Origin of the sequence: Actinoplanes sp. NPDC051513, from assembly GCF_044454685.1 — a bacterium.
Taxonomy (GTDB): domain Bacteria; phylum Actinomycetota; class Actinomycetes; order Mycobacteriales; family Micromonosporaceae; genus Actinoplanes.
The window spans coordinates 410,614-432,666 of sequence record NZ_JBITDW010000005.1; the positions used below are offsets into that span (position 1 = coordinate 410,614).

General features: G+C 71.8%; 19 protein-coding genes. 10 read left to right on the forward strand and 9 right to left on the reverse strand.

Going from position 1 to position 22,053, the window contains the following annotated elements; translation table 11 throughout:
- Window positions 1–92 precede the first annotated feature (92 nt).
- Window positions 93–1,286 (reverse strand): ROK family protein, encoded by a 1,194-nt coding sequence (locus tag ACIA5D_RS19790; protein ID WP_396031691.1) that lies wholly within the window; start codon window positions 1,284–1,286, stop codon window positions 93–95.
- A gap of 64 nt (window positions 1,287–1,350) precedes the next feature.
- Between ACIA5D_RS19790 and ACIA5D_RS19795 the strand changes: the two genes are divergently transcribed.
- Both ACIA5D_RS19795 and ACIA5D_RS19800 read left to right on the forward strand, forming a co-directional pair.
- Entirely contained in the window at window positions 1,351–2,010 is a 660-nt protein-coding gene (locus tag ACIA5D_RS19795; RefSeq protein WP_396031478.1) for an HAD family hydrolase, read from the forward strand.
- Between the two features lie 121 nt (window positions 2,011–2,131).
- On the forward strand, window positions 2,132–2,497 hold the full coding sequence (locus tag ACIA5D_RS19800) for a YybH family protein (protein WP_396031480.1): 366 nt from the start codon (window positions 2,132–2,134) through the stop codon (window positions 2,495–2,497).
- A gap of 408 nt (window positions 2,498–2,905) precedes the next feature.
- Here the strand turns inward: ACIA5D_RS19800 and ACIA5D_RS19805 are convergent, their stop codons facing one another.
- A complete protein-coding gene (locus ACIA5D_RS19805) occupies window positions 2,906–3,313 on the reverse strand; it encodes a VOC family protein (protein WP_396031481.1) in 408 nt (135 codons plus the stop codon).
- 112 nt (window positions 3,314–3,425) lie between these two features.
- Complete coding sequence (gene ppdK / locus ACIA5D_RS19810; RefSeq protein WP_396031483.1) at window positions 3,426–6,107, reverse strand: pyruvate, phosphate dikinase; 2,682 nt, start codon at window positions 6,105–6,107, stop codon at window positions 3,426–3,428.
- Between the two features lie 190 nt (window positions 6,108–6,297).
- Between ppdK and ACIA5D_RS19815 the strand changes: the two genes are divergently transcribed.
- Both ACIA5D_RS19815 and ACIA5D_RS19820 read left to right on the forward strand, forming a co-directional pair.
- Window positions 6,298–6,765 (forward strand): hypothetical protein, encoded by a 468-nt coding sequence (locus tag ACIA5D_RS19815; protein WP_396031485.1) that lies wholly within the window; start codon window positions 6,298–6,300, stop codon window positions 6,763–6,765.
- Window positions 6,762–7,859, forward strand: a complete 1,098-nt coding sequence (locus tag ACIA5D_RS19820; RefSeq protein ID WP_396031487.1) for an MAB_1171c family putative transporter — start codon at window positions 6,762–6,764, stop codon at window positions 7,857–7,859. Before ACIA5D_RS19815 ends, ACIA5D_RS19820 begins: the two co-directional genes overlap by 4 nt.
- Here ACIA5D_RS19820 and ACIA5D_RS19825 read toward each other — a convergent pair.
- Window positions 7,810–8,214 (reverse strand): helix-turn-helix domain-containing protein, encoded by a 405-nt coding sequence (locus tag ACIA5D_RS19825; RefSeq protein ID WP_396031488.1) that lies wholly within the window; start codon window positions 8,212–8,214, stop codon window positions 7,810–7,812. The two genes, ACIA5D_RS19820 and ACIA5D_RS19825, sit on opposite strands and share 50 nt — an antisense overlap.
- A gap of 186 nt (window positions 8,215–8,400) precedes the next feature.
- Here ACIA5D_RS19825 and ACIA5D_RS19830 point away from each other — a divergent pair, with 186 nt between their 5' ends.
- Window positions 8,401–9,606, forward strand: coding sequence for a cytochrome P450 (locus ACIA5D_RS19830; protein WP_396031490.1), 1,206 nt, complete (start codon window positions 8,401–8,403; stop codon window positions 9,604–9,606).
- A 97-nt stretch (window positions 9,607–9,703) separates the two neighbouring features.
- Here the strand turns inward: ACIA5D_RS19830 and ACIA5D_RS19835 are convergent, their stop codons facing one another.
- Together ACIA5D_RS19835 and ACIA5D_RS19840 are read right to left on the reverse strand one after the other, a co-directional pair.
- Window positions 9,704–10,402, reverse strand: a complete 699-nt coding sequence (locus ACIA5D_RS19835; protein ID WP_396031491.1) for a hypothetical protein — start codon at window positions 10,400–10,402, stop codon at window positions 9,704–9,706.
- A gap of 132 nt (window positions 10,403–10,534) precedes the next feature.
- Window positions 10,535–11,329 carry a transglutaminase family protein gene (locus ACIA5D_RS19840; RefSeq protein WP_396031493.1) on the reverse strand — a complete coding sequence of 265 codons (795 nt, stop codon included), beginning with the start codon at window positions 11,327–11,329 and terminating at the stop codon, window positions 10,535–10,537.
- 94 nt (window positions 11,330–11,423) lie between these two features.
- On the opposite strand from ACIA5D_RS19840, the gene ACIA5D_RS19845 reads away from it, so the two are divergent.
- From ACIA5D_RS19845 to ACIA5D_RS19860, 4 genes are read left to right on the forward strand one after another with little or no spacing between them, the layout of a single operon-like run.
- Window positions 11,424–12,899, forward strand: coding sequence for an FAD-linked oxidase C-terminal domain-containing protein (locus tag ACIA5D_RS19845; protein ID WP_396031495.1), 1,476 nt, complete (start codon window positions 11,424–11,426; stop codon window positions 12,897–12,899).
- Window positions 12,899–14,017, forward strand: a complete 1,119-nt coding sequence (locus ACIA5D_RS19850) for an FAD-binding oxidoreductase (protein ID WP_396031496.1) — start codon at window positions 12,899–12,901, stop codon at window positions 14,015–14,017. The genes ACIA5D_RS19845 and ACIA5D_RS19850 overlap by 1 nt, the downstream gene beginning before the upstream one ends.
- Complete coding sequence (locus tag ACIA5D_RS19855) at window positions 14,017–15,381, forward strand: (Fe-S)-binding protein (RefSeq protein WP_396031498.1); 1,365 nt, start codon at window positions 14,017–14,019, stop codon at window positions 15,379–15,381. The genes ACIA5D_RS19850 and ACIA5D_RS19855 overlap by 1 nt, the downstream gene beginning before the upstream one ends.
- A gap of 33 nt (window positions 15,382–15,414) precedes the next feature.
- Window positions 15,415–16,587, forward strand: coding sequence for an MFS transporter (locus ACIA5D_RS19860; RefSeq protein ID WP_396031500.1), 1,173 nt, complete (start codon window positions 15,415–15,417; stop codon window positions 16,585–16,587).
- Between the two features lie 129 nt (window positions 16,588–16,716).
- Here ACIA5D_RS19860 and ACIA5D_RS19865 read toward each other — a convergent pair whose 3' ends face one another.
- A complete protein-coding gene (locus tag ACIA5D_RS19865) occupies window positions 16,717–18,951 on the reverse strand; it encodes a cellulose binding domain-containing protein (RefSeq protein ID WP_396031502.1) in 2,235 nt (744 codons plus the stop codon).
- A 110-nt stretch (window positions 18,952–19,061) separates the two neighbouring features.
- Here ACIA5D_RS19865 and ACIA5D_RS19870 point away from each other — a divergent pair, with 110 nt between their 5' ends.
- Window positions 19,062–20,198 carry a cellulose binding domain-containing protein gene (locus tag ACIA5D_RS19870; protein WP_396031504.1) on the forward strand — a complete coding sequence of 379 codons (1,137 nt, stop codon included), beginning with the start codon at window positions 19,062–19,064 and terminating at the stop codon, window positions 20,196–20,198.
- A gap of 265 nt (window positions 20,199–20,463) precedes the next feature.
- Here ACIA5D_RS19870 and ACIA5D_RS19875 read toward each other — a convergent pair whose 3' ends face one another.
- Window positions 20,464–20,865 carry a hypothetical protein gene (locus ACIA5D_RS19875; RefSeq protein WP_396031506.1) on the reverse strand — a complete coding sequence of 134 codons (402 nt, stop codon included), beginning with the start codon at window positions 20,863–20,865 and terminating at the stop codon, window positions 20,464–20,466.
- A gap of 367 nt (window positions 20,866–21,232) precedes the next feature.
- A complete protein-coding gene (locus ACIA5D_RS19880; protein WP_396031508.1) occupies window positions 21,233–22,030 on the reverse strand; it encodes an IclR family transcriptional regulator in 798 nt (265 codons plus the stop codon).
- Window positions 22,031–22,053: the final 23 nt, after the last annotated feature.

Consider the following 22,053-nt stretch of genomic DNA (forward strand, 5'->3'; position numbering starts at 1 on the left):
GAGGGCGGGCCGCACGGCGAGCGGGCGGGCCGCACGGCGAGCGGGCGGGCCGCACAGCGGGTCGCAGGGGCGGCGGCCAACGGCGGTGTGCGTCAGGGGGCGGTGAGGTCTGCCGTGAGTCTGGCTGTGGCGGCCTCGACGGGGTCGGCCATGAGGGCGCCGAAGCCGAGGTCGGCGGCGCCGATCAGGGTGGCGTCGTCGGCCAGGGCCGAGACGCGCAGCTGGGCGCGCTCGCGGGAGACGGGCATGGCGTGCTGGGCGATGCGGGCCGCCACCTGTGGCGAGGCGGCGGCGTAGACGTCGCGGAGGGTGCCGCCGAAGATGACCGCGCCCGGGTTGAAGAGGTTGATCAGGTTGGCGACGCCGATGCCGAGCCAGTCGCCGATCTCCGCCAGGGCGGCCGCGGCCACCCGGTCGCCGGCCCCGGCGTCGCGGATGACGGCGCGCACGGCGTCGCGGCCGAACTCGCCCGGCTCTCGGCCGGCGGCGTCGAGCAGGGCGTACTCGCCCGTCTCGGCCTCCAGGCAGCCCCGCGAGCCGCACAGGCAGCGACGGCCGTCGGTGGGGTTGACGAGCATGTGGCCGACCTCGCAGCCGTAGCCACTCTCGCCGCCCAGGAGCTTGCCGCCGACCAGGATGCCGCCGCCGACGCCCACGTCGCCGTGCAGGTAGACCAGGTCGGGTGAGCCGACGCCGGCGCCGCGCTGGAACTCGGCCAGGGCGCCCAGGTGGGCCTCGTTGCCGACGGCGACCGGCAGGCCGATGCCGAGCGCGCGGGACAACCCGGCCCCGAACGCCTGGTCCACCCAGCCCATCTCGGGGCCGTAGCGGACCATCCCGTCGCCGGGGCGGATCATGCCGCAGTAGGACGCCCCGACCCCGACGCACAGCGACCCGGGGTCGATCAGCTCCCGGCCGAGCGCCGCGAGCTTGCGCACCACCGTGTCGAGGTCGACACCGGCGCGCGGGCGGGCCGTCTCGCGACGCTGCAGGATCCGGCCGCCCAGCCCGACCCGGGCCGCGACGAGCCGGTCGACCGCGACGTCGAAGGCGAGCACCCACACCCGCTTGGACTCGGGCACCACCACCAGCGACGGGCGCCCGGCGCCGGTCGTACCCGCCGGATGTTCCTCACGCACCAGGCCGGCGGCGACAAGCTCGGCCGTCCACCCCAGAATCGTGCTGCGGTTGACGCCCATCCGCTCGGCGAGCGCGGCGCGCGACAGCGGCCCGCCCACATGGATGTGGTGGAGCAGGTCCCCCAGGCTGGATCGGTGACGGTACATCCCGCTCAACAACTTAACGGTCGCACCGCCGATCCGCTCCCGGTCGACCCGCGAGAATTGCCGCATGATCAAAGGGCTGCTGCTCGATTTCTACGGCACGGTCGTCGAGGACGACGACTCGACCATGCTGGCCATCGCCGAGCGGGTCGCCGCGGGCTCCCCGGCCCATCCCGCCCGGTCCGTGGTCATGACCGACTGGGAGCGGGAGTACGCGGCCGTCGCGAGCGGCACGCCGTTCCGGAACCTGCGCGACTGCGCCGTGCAAAGCCTGGCCGCGGTCATGGCCGCGCACGGCTGCGCGGGCGATCCGGCGGAGTTCGGCGCCGGGCAGTTCAGCGGGCGGGTGCTGCCGCTGCGCCGGGGCACGCGCGAGTTCCTGTCGCAGGTCACGGCGCCGATCTGTGTGGTCTCCGACGCCGACCACGCGGTGCTGACCGCGGCGATAGCCCACCACGGGCTGGCCTTCGACGCGGTCGTGTGCAGCGAGCGGGTCGGCGCCTACAAGCCGCACGCCGCCATGTTCCGCCACGGGCTGGCCGCGCTGGGGCTCGAGGCCGGCGACGTGATGCACGTGGGTGATTCGCTGCGGGCGGACGTGGCGGGCGCCAACGCGGCCGGGATCCGCTCGGTCTGGGTCAACCGCCGAGGGCTTCCGGCCGAGGACGGCGCCGCGGCCACGCGCGTGATCGGCGACTTGTCGGAGCTTGCCGGCCACCTCCGATGACAGTCGGGCACGCCCACGCGGCGCTCCCGGACCGAGCCGCGGCCAGCCGCTCGATGAGGCCGACCTGACCAGGCGCGTAAATGCCGTGCGGGCCCGGCGTCCCGCCAGCATGCTGGGGCACGTGGAATTCACCGAAGCCCTGGCCGGCCACCTGGCGGCGATCGAGGCCCGCGACCTCGAGGCCTACCTGGCCACCGTCCGCGACGACGTCTGTCTGATCATGCCGAACGGCCGCCTCCTGCAGGGCCACGACTCGATCGCCGACTTCCACCGCTCGTGGTTCGATGACCCCGACTGGAGCTGGCGCCTCACCCCCGACCGCACCGCGACCGCCGGCGACACCGCCGTAGCCGTCTTCACCGTCGACTACCACGACCGCGACCAGCACGGCGAGCCGTACACGATGCGGTACGTCCTGAGCCTCACCTTTACGCGTGAGGCCGGCAGTTGGCTGCTCTTGCACGACCAGAACACACTGCTCCCCTGACGACACGGCCCGTTGCGCCTGGTGGGTGGGCGGCCTCGCATGACTGGTTTCAAGAAGCCACTTTCATCCCGGACGAGATTGGCGAGAGTATTCCGCAGCTGATCTCGCCGGGTTTCGCATTTGGATTCCCGGTAGGCCTGCATCGGCGCGGCGCAGAGATTTCCGTCCGCCCGGAAGCCATCGACTCGGCGCGGGTGAGTGTGGAGCCTCGGTGCCGCGCCCGGATCCTCGAGGCAGGCCTGGGCGGTTGCGAAGCCCGGCACCCCGCCCGGAATTCTCGACGCGGGACCGGGCACATGGCGATGCCCGGCATCTCTCGCCCGCAACCCGACGCCGGCCGAGCCGGTTGCGGAGCCCGGTGCGCGGCGCCCCGGCCGGGAAGGCCGGGGCGTCCGGGGCGCGCCGGGGTCAGGACCCGACGACGTCGACCATCCACTGGATGCCGAACTTGTCCTTGCACTGGCCGAACGTGTCGCCCCACATCTGCTTTTCGAAGGGGACGTGCACCTCGCCGCCGCCGGACAGCTTGGCCCACACCTCTTCGAGGTCGTCGCCCGGGTCGCCGCTGAGGCTGCAGGTGACGTTGTTGCCGGGGTTGAGCGTCATGCCCGGCGCGGTGTCGGACGCCATCAGGCGGTAGCCCCGGGGGGTGTCGAGGTTGGCGTGCATGACGAGGTCTTTGACCGCGGGGTCGGGGTTGCCGAACTCGCCGAACGTGTTGATCTTCAGGTCGCCGCCGAAGACGGACCGGTAGAACTCCATGGCCTGGCGGGCGTTGCCGTCGAAGGTCAGGTAGGGGTTGAGCTGAGACGCCATCACAGGCTCCTTTGACTGATATGAGCTGTCAGGGCCGACGCTAGACCCACCCACCGACAAAATTGAGCCCTCCGGGGGAGACTTCCCCCGGAGGGCTCGGTGAACATTTGTCTCACCTGTGGTCGGATCCCACCGATTCGATCGCGGCCCGGCCGGCCTCGAGGCGCGCGACCGGCACCCGGAACGGCGAGCAGGACACGTAGTCGAGCCCCACCTCGTGGAAGAAGTGCACCGACTCGGGGTCGCCGCCGTGCTCGCCGCAGACGCCCAGCTTCAGGCCGGGGCGGGCCGCGCGGCCCTCCTCGGCGGCGATCCGCACCAGGCGCCCGACGCCGTCACGGTCGATCGACTCGAACGGACTGATGCCGAAGATGCCCAGCTCCAGGTAGCGCCAGAAGAACGCGCCCTCCACGTCGTCGCGGGAGAAGCCCCACGCCATCTGGGTGAGGTCGTTGGTGCCGAACGAGAAGAACTCGGCCGCCTCGGCGATCTGCCCGGCGGTGAGCGCCGCGCGGGGCACCTCGATCATCGTGCCGATCAGGACCTCGACACCGGAGTCGCCGACGACCTCGGCGATGATCTTCTCGGCCTCCGCGCGTACGGTCTCGAGCTCCTGAACGGCGCCGACCAGCGGAACCATGATCTCCGGGCGCGGGCGGCCACCCTCGGCGGCCAGCGCCACCGCCGCCTCCGCGATGGCACGCACCTGCATCGCGAACAGACCAGGGATCACCAGGCCGAGCCGGACGCCGCGCAGGCCGAGCATCGGGTTCTGCTCGTGCATGCGCCGCACCGCGGCCAGCATGCGCTCGTCGCGCGGAGAGTCCTCGCCGCGCTCCTTCGCCACCGCCACCTGCACCGCGAGATCCTCGAGCGACGGCAGGAACTCGTGCAGCGGCGGGTCGATCAGCCGCACCGTGACCGGCAGCCCGTTCATCTCGCGGAAGATGTCGAGGAAGTCGGCCCGCTGCAACGGCTGCAGGGCGGCCAGGGCGTCGTTGCGCTCGGTGGGGTTGTGCGCCAGGATCAGCCGCTCCACCAGCTCGCGCCGGTCGCCGAGGAACATGTGCTCGGTGCGGCACAGGCCGATGCCGTGCGCGCCGAATCGCCGCGCACGCGCGGCATCGGCGCCGGTGTCGGCGTTGGTGCGCACCTTCAGCCTGGCTTTCTCATCGGCATGTGTCATGAGCAGGTGTACGGCTGCCACGAGCGGTTCATTGGCCAGGGCGGGATCGAGGTCCCCTTCGAAGTACTGCACCACCTCGGACGGCCGCACCGGCACCTCGCCGAGGTAGACCCGCCCGGTCGTGCCGTCGACCGAGATGACGTCGCCCTCGTGGACGACCCGGCCGCCGACGGTGAACTGGTCGCGCCCGACCTCGAGCTCGTCGGCCCCGCAGACGCAGGTCTTGCCCATGCCGCGGGCGACCACCGCGGCGTGCGACGTCTTGCCGCCGCGCGAGGTGAGGATGGCCTGCGCCGCGATCATGCCGGGCAGGTCGTCGGGGTTGGTCTCCCGCCGTACCAGGATCACGTTCTTGCCCTCCCCCGCTCGCGCGACGGCGTCGGCGGACGTGAAGACCACCTCGCCGGCCGCGGCGCCCGGTGAGGCCCCGACGCCGCGGGTGAGCGGCGACGGGTCGCCGGCGAGGTCGAAGCGCGGGAACATCAGCTGGGCGAGCTGCGCGCCCGACACCCGGGTGACCGCCTCGTCGAGGTCGATCATGCCCTCGTCGACGAGCTGGGCCGCGATCGTGAATGCAGCCGCCGCGGTCCGCTTGCCGACCCGCGTCTGGAGCATCCACAGCTTGCCGCGCTCGATCGTGAACTCGATGTCGCACAGGTCGTGGTAGTGCCCCTCGAGCGTCGCCATGATCGAGAGCAGCTCGTCGTACGACTTCTTGTCGATCTTCTCGAGGTCGGCGAGCGGGAGCGTGTTGCGGATGCCGGCCACGACGTCCTCGCCCTGCGCGTTCTGCAGGTAGTCGCCGTAGATGCCGCTCTCGCCGGTCGCGGGGTCGCGGGTGAAGGCGACGCCGGTGCCCGAGTCGGGCCCGAGGTTGCCGAAGACCATGGCGACGACGTTGACGGCCGTGCCCAGGTCGGCCGGGATCCGCTCCTGCCGGCGGTAGAGAACGGCGCGGTCCGCGTTCCACGAGCGGAACACCGCCTCGATCGCGAGATCGAGCTGGTGGCGCGGGTCCTGCGGGAAGTCGTGTCCCACGTGCTTGGCGAAGACCTTCTTGTACGCCGAGACGAGCGCCCGCAGGTCGTCGGCGTCGAGCTGCACGTCGTCCTTGACGCCCTTGGCGACCTTGGCCTGGTGCAGGGCGTCCTCGAACTCCTCGCCGGGCACGTCGCACACCGTCTTGCCGAACATCTGGATGAGGCGGCGGTACGAGTCCCAGGCGAACCGGTCGTTGCCACCGGCCTGGCGGGACAGGCCGTCCACCGACTCGTCGTTGAGCCCCACGTTCAGGACGGTCTCCATCATGCCGGGCATCGAGAACTTGGCCCCGGAGCGTACGGATACCAGCAGTGGGTCGGCCGGGTCGCCGAGCTTGCGCCCCATCGCGTCCTCCAGCGCGGCGAGATGCTGGTCGATCTCCTCGTCGAGACCGTCGACATGGGTGCCCTGGGCGAGGTAGCGCTTGCACGCCTCACTGGTGATCGTGAAGCCGGCCGGTACGGGCAGGCCGAGGTTGGTCATCTCGGCAAGGTTCGCGCCCTTCCCGCCGAGCAGATCCTTCATGTCCTTGTTGCCCTCGGCGAAGTCGTAGACGTACTGATCCATGCCGACCACCTCCGGTTTACGATTCCGCGGCCGAACTGGTTTCTGCCCCGAGATTCGTAAGGCTAAGCAGACCTTGGCCGAATAGTTAACCAATGCGTGGGGTTTTCCACAGGCTCCCGCAGCTCCCTGTTCGGGAAGCGCTCTCTTCGCGCAGTTCCGTGCATACCAACCTGCGGGTAGCCTTTCGACGGTGAAAGGTCTGCGGTGGCGGAGCGAGCGGCGCCTGCGGGGCATCAGGGTCCCCCGGCCGTTCGACCTCGACGCGTTCTGCGCCGAGGTCGCCGCGAACCGCGGCCGCCCATTGATCCGCCGCCCGGTCCCCGGCCTGTCCGCCGACGCGCCCTGCGGTTTGTGGATCGCGACCGACCGGGCCGACCACGTCTTCTACGACCCCGGCACCTCGCCGCTGCACGCCGAGCACATCGTGCTGCACGAGCTCGCACACATCCTCTGCGGCCACTCCGGCGCCGACGGCGCGCTCGCCAAACTCTTCCCCGACCTCGACCCGGCCACGGTCAGCCGGGTCCTGGGCCGGGTCAGCTACACCAGCGAGCAGGAACGCGAGGCCGAGATGGTGGCCTCGCTGATCCGCGGGCGCGCGGCGCCGCAGCCGGGCACGATCGGCCGGGTGGCCGACGCCTTCGGCTTCGTCGAGTGAGCCTGGAGGTCGCGCTCCTGGCGTTCCTCTGGGGCGCCACGGTGGCGCGGCTGCCCACGCTCTGGCGCGACCGGCGGCAGCAGGCGATGTGGGCGACGCTGTTCGCCGGCACACTGACCGAGACGTCCACGTTCCCGCCGGTGGCGCGGGCCGTCGACTGGCCGATCCTGACCCACCTGCTGGGCGTCGTCGCCGCGTTCGTGCTGCTGCGCTTCCTGGCCCAGCTCACCGGCACCGGCGGCCTGCGCTGGCAACTCGTGCTCACCGCCGCCGTGCTGGTCGCGATGCTCACGCTCGACGTGGTGGCGGGCGGGATCGACCCGAGGCCGGCCCGGCTCAGCGGCGACCTCTCGCCGGCGACGGTCGCCTACTGGGTGGTGCTCGAGGGCTACCTGGGCGCGGTGCTCGTGAGCACCACGCTGCTGTTCTGGTCGGTGGCCCGGGACGCGCCGGCCGGGCTGCCCCGGCTCGGGCTGCGCACGATCGCGCTCGGCACCGCGATGATCGCCGTGTACGCGGCGGCGAAGACCGTCCTCATCGTGCTGCGCGGCGCCGGGGTGCCGATCGACTTCGAGCATGTCGCGCCCGGCGGCCGGCTCCTGCAGGGGGCCGGGACGCTGTTCGCGGTGGCCGGCGCCCTGGTGCCGGCCGGGCGGCGGGCGCGGTCGGTGTTCGGCGCCTATCGCGACCTGCTGGTGCTGCGGCCGCTGTGGACGGCCATGCGGGACGCCTTTCCCGAGGTCATCCTGTTCACCCCGCGGCGGGCCGTGATCGAGCTGGCCGGCGTCGACGATGTGCACCTGCGGCTCTACCGGCGGGTCATCGAGATCAGGGACGGGATGCTGGCGCTCCGGCCGTACCTGCCCGGGGTCGATATCGAAACCCCCGAAGCGGAAGCCGCGGCAATCGCCTCCGCTCTCCGGCGTCGCGCCGACGGCGTGGCGCCGGCCGGCGACGCGCGGGGGTTCGCCCCGGTCGGGCCGGAGATGTCGGACGAGGTGGGCTGGCTGAGCCGGGTGAGCCACGCCTACCGCCGGGGCGGCTTCACGGCTCCTGCTGCTCGGACTCCCAGACCTTCCGGATCAACTCGCTGATCGTCTCGCGGCCACGCGGCGAGACGTCGGCGGCCCGCAGCGCGATCTCGGTGACGCCGGCGTCGCGAATGGTCTGGAGCAACGCGAGCTGGGCGTCGACCTGGCGGGTCTGCTCGTCGTCGAGAAAATACGCGACGGGTACGCCGAAATAGGTCGCCAGCGCGGTCAGGTGCTGGACCGTCGGATTGTCGCGGCGGCCGGTGCGCAGCTGCCAGATGTAGGTGTGCGAGATCGGCACACCCTGCTGAGCGCGGATCGCCTCGGCGACCGCCATGTAGCTCGGCTCCGCCTGGCCCGCGGCGCGGACCTGGCGGAACAATCGATCGAGCTTCTCCGCGATGGAGAAGGCGCCCACCACGCCCCTCCTCCCCGTGTGCCCGGACCACCATGTGCGAGCCTGACGTCCATGAGCAGGGACGCGCGTGCCGCGTCCATGCACATCCCCCGATGTAGGGCGTCATAAACTGTGGTTGATGAGACCGCCACGAGCCTAAGCCACGACACCCCGGCACTCAACCCCCGCCCGGGTAAGGTCGGCCGAGTGGTGGACATTGTGGAAGGACCCGAGGTATCGACCCTGCTCGGCGAGCTGACCACGCTGGCCGGCCGTGACGATCCGTACCCTCGGTACGACCGCCTGCGGGAGATCTCGCCGGTGCTGCGGGCCGACGACGGCGCCCTGGTTGTCACCCGTCATGCGGATTGCGCGGCCGTCACCCGGGATGCCCGGCTCGGCCACATGCCGGCGGAGATGCTGGCATTTGTGGGACTGCCGGACTGGAAGGATCACCCGGCGCTCGACCAGCTGTTCACCAGCATGCTGGCGAGCAATCCGCCCGATCACACCCGGCTGCGGCGGCTGGTCAGCTCGGCGTTCACGGCCCGGCGGGTGCAGTCGTTGCGGCCCGCGATCGAGCGGATGGTCGATGAGCTCCTAGCTGAGGTTGACGGGCCGGGCGACTTCATCGAGGGCTTCGCGTTTCCGCTGCCGGTCAACGTGATCGGCGAGCTGCTGGGGGTGCCGGCGCCCGATCGGCCGCAGTTCCAGGGCCTCGTGCGCGACTGGTCGCAGCTGCTCGACACGATCACCCCGGCCGTCATCGAGAAGGCCGACCCGGCCGCCGCGACGATGCGGGCATATCTGGCTTCCCTGGCCGCGGAACGCCGGCGTGCGCCGCAGGACGACCTGATCAGCGCCCTCGTCACCGCGGACGAGGAAGATCGGCTCAGCGAGGACGAGCTGCTGACGATGGCGGCGCTGCTGTTCGCGGCCGGGTTCGAGACGACGACGAACCTGCTGGCCAACGGGCTCGTCGCGATGCTGGGCTCGCCCGCGCAGATGCCGCTGCTGCATGCCGATCCGGCCACCGCCGTCGAGGAGCTGCTGCGCTTCGACTCACCGGTGCAGCTCGTCGGGCGGGTGGCGTGGGAGCAGACGGCGATCGGCGGGGTGGACGTCTCGCCCGGCGACCGGATTGTCGCCTATCTCGGGGCGGGCAACCATGACCCCTCGCGGTTCGACTCGCCGTCGCAGCTCGATCTGTCCAGGGCGGACAACGCGCCGCTCTCGTTCGGCGGCGGCATCCACTACTGCCTGGGTGCGCCTCTCGCGCGGCTCGAGGCCCAGGTCGCGTTCCCGGCATTGCTGCGACGATTCCCACGCGTACGCCTCGGCGGCGCGCCCGCACGCCGCGACAGTCTCACGATCAGGGGCTACACGAGCCTGCCGGTGAGCTTCCTCGGCTAGCGCGGCGGCGGGAAAGTTAAGACGCCGCTGCGAATTCCACGGGGGAAGAACTCGCAACGGCGCACGCCGAACATTAGACGACCCCGGGCAGGTCTGTCTATCCCACCCGCTGCACGACCGTGCCGACCAGCTTCTTCCAGTCCTGGTCGAAGCTCGGCGCGGCGCTGGCGTTGTTGAGTTGATAGATCGCGTACGCGTCGACGAGCACGACGTTCGACGTCTGCGCGACCACGACGGCGGTGTCGGCCGTGCCCGGGTGGCCGGCCTCGTACTTCTTGTGCCGGATCACCACGAACCCGGCCCATCCGCCCTCGTTGAGGGGCTGCACCTCGACGGTCTCGGTGTACGCCGGCTCGTTGCGGTCGCTGGTCTTGACGCCCGGCACCGACAGGCTCTTCTGGCAGCCGTCGGCCACCCCGCGCAGCCCGGCCAGGGCCGCGTCGGCGCCGGTCTTGCCGCCGTAGACGAGCGCGATCTGCTCGAGGGTCTGCGCGCCCTTCTCGCCCTCGTCGACGAGCGGCGACGTGACGATGGTGCCGCCGGGCGGCACGGTCGGCGGCGCGGTGGTGCCGCCGCAGAGGCTGACCAGCTGGTTGGGGTCGGCGCTCTCCTCGGGGGCGCTCCACGTCGGCCCGACCTCGGCGGCCTGCAGCAGCGCGCCGCGCATCGTGGTCGCGGTGATGAGGCCCTTGTCGGGCTGCTTGCCGTCGTCGTCGGAGTCACCGCAGGCGGCCGTCACGGCGAGGGCGCAGAGTGCGGTGACGGCGATGCGGGCGGCTCGGGCGGTCGGGAACATCGGGCCATCTTTGCAGAAGTTCCTTCGAGCGCCGACTGCCGTACCGACGGTGACCGGGCGGCTCCGGCGAGCTGCGAAATTGGGGCTCGACTCTCCCCCAAGGGGAGGGCCCAGGATGCAGCTATGAGCTTCTCAAGCCAGCGTCGCCGGGCCGGTGTGGTCGTCGGCCGGCAGGTCGCCGTCGACGATCGCGCGCACGTTCAGGGCGACCAGGTCGGCCGCGCCCGACTGCACGGTGGCGAACGCGGTGGCCGCCGCGTCCGGGCCGGTGGCTATCCGTATCAGCGATGTTCGCGGGGCGAGCCGGGTCGCGTCGACAATCTGCCAGACCCCGCCGACGGCGACCTCGGCGACCGCGTGGAAGTCCATGGGCGACAGCCCGGGGGCGTAGACGGCGGCCAGCCGGGCCGGTATGCCCAGGGCCCGGCAGAGCGCGCACACCAGGTGGGCGTAATCGCGGCAGACCCCCTCGCCCGAGAGCAGGGTGTCGGTGGCGTCGGTGGTGACCGTGCTGGCGCCGGCGACGTATCGGGTCCGGTCGTGGACGAAGGCGGCCACGGCGGCCGGGTCGTCGATCTGGCCGAACTGGCGCTCGGCGAAGCCGAGCAGCCGGTCGGAGGGACAGTAACGGCTGGGCTGCAGCGCCGCGATCCGCTCCAGTGGCGTCACCGCCGCCGGCGACGCCTCGACGGCAGCCCGCGCGTCGTAGGCGATGCGCAGCCGGCCCGGCGCTGCGGTGAACAGGTGCACGCGGCCGCCGTCCGGGGTGTCGAGCGCGACGACCGGCACCGGCCGGTCGTCCAGCCAGGCGTCGAGCCGGTCGTCCACGGTCACGCCCGGGCGGCGGGCCACCGCCAGCTGGAGCACTATCTCGGCCGGCCGAGCGACGTCGAACTCGAGCGTGCAGCCCACTTGCAGATCTCTCACACGTCGATCTATACCCGCCGGCCGCGTCAAGCTGTCGCGCCGCGTGTGTGCGGCGGGTTACGTTGACCGGAGGCCGGTGGTGAGGAGGTCGCTGATGACCGGGATCGAAGGGCTCGCCGGGCGCCTGCGCGCCGCGCTCGGCGCCGAGCGGGTGATCACCGACCGGCAGGAGCTGCGCACCTACGAGTGCGACGGGCTCGCGCATTACAAGGTCGTTCCGGCGGTGGTCGCGCTGCCGAAGAACGCCGCGCAGGTGGCAGCCGTGGTACGGGCCTGCGTCGATGCCGCCGTGCCGTTCGTGGCGCGCGGGTCGGGCACCGGGCTGTCCGGCGGGGCGCTCCCGCACGCCGACGGGGTGCTGATCGTGACGGCCCAGATGCGGGAGATCCTCGACGTCTCCCCCGGCGACGAGCGGGCGGTCGTCGAGCCGGGGGTGATCAACCTGCAGGTGACCAGGTCCGCGACGCCGCACGGCTACTACTACGCGCCCGACCCGTCCAGCCAGCAGATCTGCTCGATCGGCGGCAACGTGGCCGAGAACTCGGGCGGCGCGCACTGCCTCAAGTACGGGTTCACCACCAACCACGTCACCGGTCTGCAGATCGTCGCCCCCGACGGCGAGATCACCCGGCTCGGCGGGCGCGCCCTCGACCCCCCGGGGTACGACCTGCTCGGCGCGTTCGTCGGGTCGGAGGGGACGCTCGGCGTCGCCACCGAGGTGACCGTGAAGCTGACCCGGCTGCCCGAGTCGGTGCGCACGCTGCTGGCCGCGTTTCACGGCACCGACCAGGCCGGGGCGGCCACCTCGGCGATCATCGGCGCGGGCGTGGTCCCGGCCGCGATCGAGATGATGGACGCGCTCGCCATCGAGGCCGCCGAGGCCGCGGTCGCCTGCGGCTACCCGCCGGGCGCGGGTGCGGTGCTGATCGTCGAGCTCGACGGCCCGGCCGCCGAGGTCTCGGCGCAGTTCGACGAGGTGACCCGGCTCTGCGAAGAGAACGGCGCCTTCGAGATCCGCATCGCGGCCGACGACGCCGAGCGGGCGCTGTTCTGGAAGGGCCGCAAGTCGGCGTTCGCGGCGGTGGGCCGGATCAGCCCCGACTACATCGTGCAGGACGGCGTGATCCCGCGGACCGCGCTGCCTGAGGTGCTGCGCCGCATCGACGACCTCGCCGTCTCGCACGGGGTGCGGGTCGCCAACGTCTTCCACGCGGGCGACGGCAACCTGCATCCGCTGGTGCTCTTCGACGATCGGGTCGAGGGCGAGGCCGAGCGGGCCGAGGCGGCGTCCGGCGCGATCATCGATCTCTGCATCGAGTACGGCGGGTCGATCACCGGCGAGCACGGTGTGGGCGCCGACAAGGCGAAGTACATGCCGCGTATGTTCACCGCCGACGACCTCGACACGATGCAGCTCGTCCGCTGTGCCTTCGACCCGGCGGGCCTCGCCAACCCGGGCAAGATCTTCCCGACGCCGCGGCTGTGCGGCGAGCGGCCCGGCCGTCACCAGGGCGCGCACCCGCTGCACGAAGCAGCCAATCCTGACTGGCACGGCGCGGAGGTCTTCTGATGCCGGTCCTGGACGACCTGGCCCGGCCGGCCGGCGAACACGACGTGGTCGGGGGTGTGCCGGCCCGTCTTGTCGCCGCCCCGGCCGACACCGGCGAGGCGGCGGAGCTGATCAAGGCCGCGCAGGACCTGACCGTCGTGGTGCGCGGCGCGGGTACGAAGATCGACTGGGGTGTGCCACCACGCACGCTCGATCTGATCATCGACACTCGGCGGCTCACCGGGGTCGTCGAGCACGCCGCCGGCGACCTGATCACCGTGGTCCGGGCCGGAACGCCGCTGGCGGAGATCGAACTCGGCGATCAGGTGCTCGCGCTCGACGGGCCCGCGGGGTCGACCGTCGGCGGAACGGTGGCGACCGGGACCAGCGGGCCGCGGCGGCTGCACTACGGCAGCGTCCGCGACCTGCTGATCGGCATCACCGTGGTGCGGCCGGACGGCAAGGTCGCCAAGTCGGGCGGCAAGGTCGTGAAGAACGTCGCCGGGTACGACCTGGGCAAGCTGTTCACCGGCTCGTACGGGACGCTCGGGCTGATCACGGAGTGCGCGTTCCGGCTGCACCCGCGTCCCCGGGTCGCGTCCTACGTGGTGGCGAAGGCGACCGCGACCGACGCGGCCCGGGTGCGGGAGGCCCGGGTGGCGCCGGCCGCGGTCGAGTACGACTCGACCACCGGGGAGCTGGCCGTCCTGATCGAGGGGACCGCTGAGGGCGTACGCGAACGGGCAGCGCTCATCGCCAAGCTGTTGGGAGGCGATGTTGCCGACGACCCACCCGGCTGGTGGGGTGTCGACCCGTGGCCGGCCGGCGGGATCGGGATGAAACTGTCGGTGCCGCTGTCGAAGGTGCCCGAGCTGGCCGGCGGGGGCGATCCGGTGCGGGGGTCAGCGGGAACAGGGGTGCTCTATGCGGGCGCGGCCGGGATCACCGAGGTCGAGCGGCTGCGCGCCCGGTGCGTGCGACTGGGCGGGCATGCGGTCGTGCTCACCGCGCCGCCGGAGGTGCGCGACATCCTCGACATGTGGGGGCCGGTGCAGGGGCTTGCGCTGATGCGCCGGGTCAAGGACCAGTTCGATCCGGGGCATCGGTTCGCGCCCGGCCGCTTCGTGGGAGGGATCTGATGGTCGACGCCACGTGGGGCACCGGCGAGGCGCCCCGGGACGTGCTGGGGCAAGTGACCAGCGAACCGGCCTTCGACGACGACCACCCGCCGCAGAAAGAGCTGATCGCCGACTGCGTGCACTGCGGGTTCTGCCTGCCCACCTGCCCCACCTACGTTCTGTGGGGCGCCGAGGCCGACTCGCCGCGCGGCCGCATCTATCTGATGAACCAGGGCGTCGGCGGCGAGCCGCTCAGCGACTCGATGGTCGAGCACTTCGACAACTGCCTAGGGTGCATGTCCTGCGTGACCGCCTGCCCGTCGGGCGTCCAATACGACCGGCTGATCGAGGACACCCGCGCTCAGATCGAGCGCCGCCACACGCGTACGCCGAAGGACCGCGCCCTGCGTTCGGCAATCTTCGCCCTCTTCCCGTATCCGCGGCGCCTGCGGCTGCTGCGGGGGCCGCTGCGGGCGTACCAGAGCTCGGGTCTTCAGAAGCTGGTGGCCCGCACGGGCCTGCTGCCGCGCCTCGCGCCGACTCTCGCCACCCTCGAATCGCTGGCGCCGCGGCTGCGAAGCGTGCCGCGGCCGCCGCGCCGCGTCCCGGCCCGCGGTCAACGCCGGGCCGTCGTCGGCATGCTCACCGGCTGCGTGCAGAGCGCGTTCTTCCCCGACGTCAACTCGGCGACCGTGCGGGTGCTGGCCGCCGAGGGCTGCGAGGTGCTGATCCCGCCGTCGCAGGGCTGCTGCGGCGCGCTCAGCGTCCACAACGGACGCAAGGAGGAGGCGAAACGGTTCGCCCGCCGGCTCATCGCCGTCTTCGAGAAGACCGGGATGGATTACTTCGTGGTGAACGCCGCCGGGTGCGGGTCGTCGCTCAAGGAGTACGACGAGCTGCTCGCCGACGACCCCGCGTACGCCTCACGGGCCGTGGCCTTCACCGCGAAGGTGCGCGACCTGGCCGAGCTGCTCGCCGAGCTCGGCCCGGTCGCCACCCGGCACCCGCTCGACATGACGGTCGCCTACCACGACGCCTGCCACCTCGCTCACGCGCAGGGCATCCGCGCCCAGCCACGCGGCCTGCTGCGCGACATCCCCGGCCTGACCCTCAGGGAGATCGCCGACCCCGAGATCTGCTGCGGCTCGGCCGGCGTCTGGAACGTCCTCAACCCGGAGCCGGCGGCCGCGCTCGGCGACCGGAAGGCCACCAACGTCCTGGCCACCGGCGCGTCCCTGCTGGTCACCGCCAACCCGGGGTGCCTCATGCAGGTGGCGGCCGCGGTCCAGCGGCAGGGCGGTGAGATTGCGCTTGCGCACACCGCCCAGGTGCTCGACGCTTCGATCCGCGGGCTGGGCGCGGGCGCGCTCCTCGGCCGCCGCTGACCGCCGGCGCTCGGCGAGACAGCAAGGGGAAGCATGCGCGCACGGATCGTCCTGGTCGCCCTCGCGCTGTCGACCTTCTTCTACGTCACCGTCGAGACCCTCCCCATCGGACTGCTCCCCCAGATCGCCGGCGGCGTGCACGTGCCCGCCTCCTCGGTGGCGCTTCTGGTCACCGCGTACGGGCTGGTCGTGGTGGTCGCCACCATCCCGCTGACCCGCCTCACCCACCGCTGGCCGCGCCGGCGCCTGCTCACCGCGCTGCTGCTCACCGCCGCCGGCGCGACCGCCCTCTCGGCGATCGCCCCGTCCTACCCTCTTCTGCTGGCCGGCCGGGTGGTGACGGCGCTGAGCCAGGCCGTCTTCTGGGCGGTCGTGACACCTGCGGCGGCCGGCCTCTTTCCTCCGCAGGCGCGGGGTCGCGCCATAGCCGTCCTGTACGCGGGAAGCTCCGCCGGCCCGCTTCTGGGCGTGCCCGCCGGCACCTGGCTGGGTCAGCAGTACGGCTGGCGCGTGCCCTTCCTGGCGCTGTCGGTCGTCGGTCTCGCCATCGCCATCATCGTCGTCAGCCTCATGCCCGACATCCCGCCCGGCGAGGGTCACGCCGACCGGGGCTCGGAGCCCGACCGGGTCCGCTACCGCACCCTGGTCGTGGCCACCGCCGTCACGGTCACCGGCGTGTTCACAGCGATCACCGTCATCACGCCGTTCCTCACCGACGTCACCGGCATCCCGTCGTCGGCGATCGCGGGGGTTCTCCTGATCCGGGGCGTGGCCGGCATGTCCGGCGTGATCACCGCCGGATTCGTCCCCGAACGGCACGCCTGGCGGGCCCTCGTCGCGCTGACCGCGCTGGAGACGGTCGCCCTGGCCCTGCAGGGACTGTGGGCGACCCATGCCGGCGGCGCGGTGGCCGCCGTCGCGGCCGGGAGCTTCGCCCTGTCCGGGCTGGTCACGGTCAACGGCACCCGGGTCCTGCAGGTCGCACCGGCCGGCACCGACATGGCCTCGGCCGCCGTCTCCACCGCCTTCAACGTGGGCATCACCGCGGGCGCGCTGATCGGCAGCCTGATGCTGACCACCGCGCTGCGCGGCTCCGCCTTCGTCGCCGCGGCCTTTGCCCTGGGCGGGGTGATCACGTTCCTGGCCGAGCCTGGCCTGGCCGCCCGCGCCTCCCGCAACCGAACCGAGCGCGTCGGCGTGGGCTGACGGACGGTCGCGTTCGGCGTTCCCAGCCCTCGAACGCCGCCGACACCGCGCCCGCCGCGACGGTGCTCTCCGCCGATCCCCGGCTCGCGCGAATTGGCGAACCGGGGATCCCCACCCGCGGAAAGCGATCTACTGAATTGCGAAACTCGGGTGCGGCGGCTGGTTGTACGCCGTGTTCTGCCAGGCGATCGCCTCCCGGTACTGCACGTCGTGCAGCAGCGTCACGACCCGCCGGTCGGTCGGCGTGGGCGTGCTGTAGATCCGCAAGGCGTTGTTGGCGGTCGTCGGCCAGATGACCTCCTCGCGCCAGTCGCCGAGGATGTCGCCCGACAGCGACGGCGTCGACTTGGTGCCGTTGTTCGAGTGCACGTCCGCGGCGGTCAGCAGCCGGGTGTCACCCGACGTGCCGTACTTGTCGATGTGGTTGCTGTCGAGCAGCTCCCGGGTCGCGTCGCCGTCCCACCAGACCACGAAGTTCGTCGAGCCCGGCTTGCGCGACGAGACCACCGCGCCGGACGGGCTGCGCACGCCGTCGGCCGCCGACGACCACGACTCGGCGCCCGGGCTGCCAGCCCAGATGTCGGCCGAGACGCCGCGCCCGTTGTCGCCGTTGGCCGGCGTCGACCAGATGATCTGGCCGGTGCGGGCGTCGGCGAACCAGGACGACGGCTTGCTGGCGTCCTCGTCGACCTTGAACTCCTCCAGGCCCGGCCGTGACGGGTCGAGGTCGCCGACGTGCACGGCGTCGCCGTGCCCGTTGCCGGTGTTCCACAGCCGGCCGCCGTTGTCGTCGACCGCCATGGCGCCGTAGATGATCTCGTCCTTGCCGTCGGCGTCCACGTCGGCGATCGACAGCTGGTGATTGCCCTGCCCGGCGTAGGCGCTGTTGCCCGAGGCGTTCGAGTCGAAGGTCCAGCGCCGGGTCAGCGCGCCGTTGCGGAAGTCCCAGGCGACGATCACCGACCGGGTGTAGTAGCCGCGCGCCATGATGACGCTGGGCCGGCTGCCGTCCAGGTAGGCGGTTCCGGCCAGGAAGCGGTCGACCCGATTCCCGTACGAGTCGCCCCAGCTCGAAACGGTGCCGCGCGGCGGCTCGTAGTTCACGGTGGACACTGCGGCGCCGGTGCGCCCGTCGAACATCGTCAGGTACTCGGGACCGGAGAGAACGTAGCCGCTGGAGTTGCGGTAGTCGGCGTTCGCGTCGCCGATGACCCAGCCCGCGCCGTCGACCGTCGCGTCGGCGGTCTTCATGGCGACTTCCGCATCGCCGTCGCCGTCGTAGTCGTACACCTGGAACTGGGTGTAATGCGCGCCGGCGCGGATGTTGCGGCCGAGGTTGATGCGCCACAGGCGCGTGCCGTCGAGCTTGTACCCGTCCACGTACACGGGATCGGTCACCCCGGACTGCGAGTTGTCCTTGGAGTTCGTGGGGTCCCACTTGAGGACGATGTCGAGTTTGCCGTCGCCGTCGAGGTCGCCGACGCTCGCGTCGTTGGCGGCGTACAGCGAGCTGTTCGGATTCTGGATCGGCACATCCAGATAGCCGTTGGCGAGCGACAGCGCCGGGCCTTCGGCGGCCTGTTCCGCTCCGTTGACAACTGCCTTGATCGTGTACGTCTGCCCGGCGGCGGCCCCGGAGTCGAGGTAATTGGTGGACCCGGTCAGCGGGCTGGAGTTCAGTTTGGTGGCGCCGCGGTAGACGTTGAAGGCGATGCCGCCCGGGTCGGTGCCGAGCAGGCGCCAGCTGATCAGGTTGCCGCTGCTGGAGTGCACGCTGACCAGCCCGCGGTCCAGCCGTTCCACCTGCTTGCCGTTCACCGTGGCCGGCCCGGTGGGCGGCGTGGTCGTGGGCGTGGTCGGCGGCGTGGTCGTGGGCGGTGTGGTCGGGGTGGTCGGCGGCGGGGTGGTCGGCGTCGTCGGCGGGGTCGTCGGGGTGCTCGTCGTCGGCGAGCTTGTCGGATTTGTTCCGCCCGTGCACGCCGTACCGTTGAGCGTGAAAGCTGCCGGTACCGCGGCCGTGCCGTTCCCGTTGAAGCCGAAGCTCGTCGTGGCGTTGGTCGCGAGAGCGGCGTTGTAGCCGGCGTCCTTGACCTGGACGCTCGCGCCCGACTGCGTCACCACCCCGTTCCACAGCTGACTGATCGTCTGCGAGCCCGGGAACGCGAACGCCAGCGTCCACCCGTTGATCGGGTCGCCGAGGTTGGTGACGTCGACCGCCACCCCGAACCCGCCGGGCCACGAGTTCGAGACCGTGTACTTGACCTGGCACCCCGCGGCGGCGTCCGCACGGGTCGCGACGGCCAGCAGCCCCGCGCCGACGGTCGCGACCGCGAAGACGGCGGCGATCCTTCTCCTGCTGGCCACGCGCGGCCCCTTGGATTTACAGTCATGAATGGGAGCGCTCCCAGATTGAGCCCTCCTTCCTGGTTAGTCAAGGTCCCCACCCACATCCCGCGTCCTCCGGGAGGACCCCCATGCACCGACGAAGACTGGCGATCCTCGCCGTCGCCACCACCACCCTGGTCTCGGCCGGCGTCATCACCGCCGGCACGGCTTCGGCCGCGGCCGGCTGCCAGGTGAAGTACACGATCTCGAGCCAATGGCCGGGCGGCTTCGGCGCCGCCGTGGACGTCACCAACCTCGGCGACCCGGTCAACGGCTGGTCGCTCGCCTTCACCTTCGGCGCCGGACAGACCGTGACTCAACTGTGGAACGGATCCGTGACCCAGTCCGGGTCGGCGGTCACGGTCCGCAACGCCGCCTGGAACAACGCCATCGCCACCGGTGGCGCCGCTTCCTTCGGCTTCAACGGCTCCTGGACCGGCAGCAACCCCGTGCCGGCGTCGTTCGCCCTCAACGGCGTGACGTGTACCGGCGGCGTCACCCCGACGACGCCGACCAGCCCGACGACGGCGCCCACGACTCCCACGACGACGCCGCCGACCACCACCCCCACGACCACGCCGCCCTCCATCACACCGCCGACCACCACACCCCCGGCCGGCTCCTCCGTGAAGATCATGGCGCTGGGCGACTCGATCACCGGCTCGCCGGGCTGCTGGCGGGCCCTGCTGTGGCAGATGCTGCCCGCCGCCCGGGTCGACTTCGTCGGAACGCTGCCGCCCCAGGGCTGCGGCTTCACCTACGACGGGGAGAACGAGGGGCACGGCGGCTTCCTGGCCACCGGCGTCGCCAACCAGGACCAGCTGGTCGGCTGGCTGGCGGCCACCCACCCCGACGTCGTGATGATGCACTTCGGCACGAACGACGTGTGGAGCAACATCCCCACCTCGACGATCCTCGCGGCGTTCACCCGGCTCGTCGGCCAGATGCGGGCCTCCAAACCGACCATGAAGATCCTGGTTGCCCAGATCATCCCGATGAATCCGAGCACCTGCGCCGAATGCGCGGCCCGGGTGGTCAACCTGAACACCGCGATCCCGGCCTGGGCGTCCTCGCTGTCGACGACGGCGTCCCCGGTCACGATCGTGGACCAGTGGACCGGCTTCAACACGGCCACGGACACCTACGACGGCGTCCACCCGAGCAACGCCGGCGACGTGAAGATCGCCAACCGCTGGTACCCGGCCGTCTCGGCCGCGATCTCCTGATCCGGGTCCTCACCCGCCGCAGGCCGGCCTGCGGCGGGTGAGCCCGCCCCGGCCGCCGTGAGCGATCGGGCGGTGTCCACGATCCGACATCGCTCGCCTTCGCCGGGCTCAGCGCGCTGCCCACGGCGATGACGTGCCGCCGGCCGGCCGTCTTGTCAGGCGCCGGCGCTTACGTCACAGCCCGCTATTTCGGCAGGATCCACAGCTGACATCTGCCCGGCCGCCCACCCCGGCCGGCACCGTGGAGCGACCGGCCGGGTGGGCGCTAGCGGCGTTTGTCTTCCACGTGGACAACCGCCCGGTCGCGCGCGTCGCGGTCGCGGTTGGCGCGGCCGACCAGCCCCACGGCCAGCGGGGTGTTGTCGTCGTCCTGGGCTATGTCGTCCTCGCCCACATCGTCGGGGGACACGTAGGTCAGGATGTCGGGGTGGTGGCTGGTCACCACCCAGCCGGGGATCGATTCCAAGGGGACCGTGCCGAAATCCGCGGAGGGCGAGCCGGCCCGAACCGGCCCGTGCTCGCGGAGGATCGCTACGGCCTGGGCTGCCAGATCGTCGGCGGGATCGACCAGAACGACGCAGGTGCCGTGCTCGAACAGCACCCACGACTTCTCGTCACCCACGATGATCTGCCGCCAGGTGTCTACCAACGGATCGTTGTCCGCCATGCGGCCCGCCTTCCTCGAAGCTCTTCGGGTGCGGTCCGCAGTATGCCCCCCGGGTACGACAACTTTCCCGGCCGACCCCTCCGGCCAGCCACGACCCCCGGTCCACTGTGGGATTCAGGCCGGCGCCGAAGCCGTCAGAGGGCCGCGATCAGGCCGTATTCGATAGCGGTCGCCGCGTGGGCGGCGGCCTCCCAGAGAATCACGGTGGCGGCGGCCGCGCCGAGGGCGATCGCCAAGCGAACTACGGTACGCATGAAGCCTCCTCGAGGTGTTTCCTCACCCAGCATTCGCAGCCGCCCGGCCCCCGGATGGCACGGATAGCGTCCCGGGGCGGCGAGGAAACGGTAGCGAAGAAGGCCGGCGCCCCCTACGTGAGGCGGCCCGAGCGCACTGCCGTGCTCAGCGCGACCGCCCGCGTGGCCCGCACCGCCCCCAGCCGCACCGCGCGCTCGGCCGTCCAGCGGTCGGCCCGCAGGCGCGACGTCGGCATCGAGATGGCCACCGCCGCCACGAAGCGGCCCGCCGCGTCGGTCACCGGCGCGGCCATGCAGCTCAGCCCCGACTGGAACTCGTCCACCTCGACCGCCAGCCCGGTTCCCTGGACCTGGTCGAGCTGGCGGGTCAGCTGCGCCCGGCTGGTCACCGTCGACCGGGTCACCGCGGGAGTGCCGGTGTGGTCGAGCACGGACTCGCGGGCGTCGGGCGCGAGCGTGGCCAGCATCAGCTTGCCGAAGGCCGTGGCGTGCGGCGCCTGGTGGAATCCGACGTCCAGCGGCCGGATCCGCGGGTGCTGGGGGCACTCGGCGACGTGCGCGACGATCATCTCGGCGTCGCGCAATGCCGCGTAGTAGGCCGCCGCCTGGGCCTGCTGGTGCACCACCTCGGCCACCCGCTGCACCGACGGCGGGATCGCTATCTGGCGGTGCAGGCCGCGGGCCAGGTCGTCGACGCGGTGGCCGAGCGCGTACGCCTTTTCCTCGGAGAGATGAACCAGGTATCCGCCCGTGACCAAAGTGGTGAGCAGGTGGTAGGTGGTAGGGAGGGTCAAGCCGAGCGACGTGGCGACGTCCCGTGCGGGGACGGGACCGGGGGAGGCCGCGATGTGGTCGAGCACCCGCATCGCCCGTTCCACGGACTGGAGGAGACCAGCGCCTTTGCCGCTCATGCACACAGCGTCCGTCCGCGCCG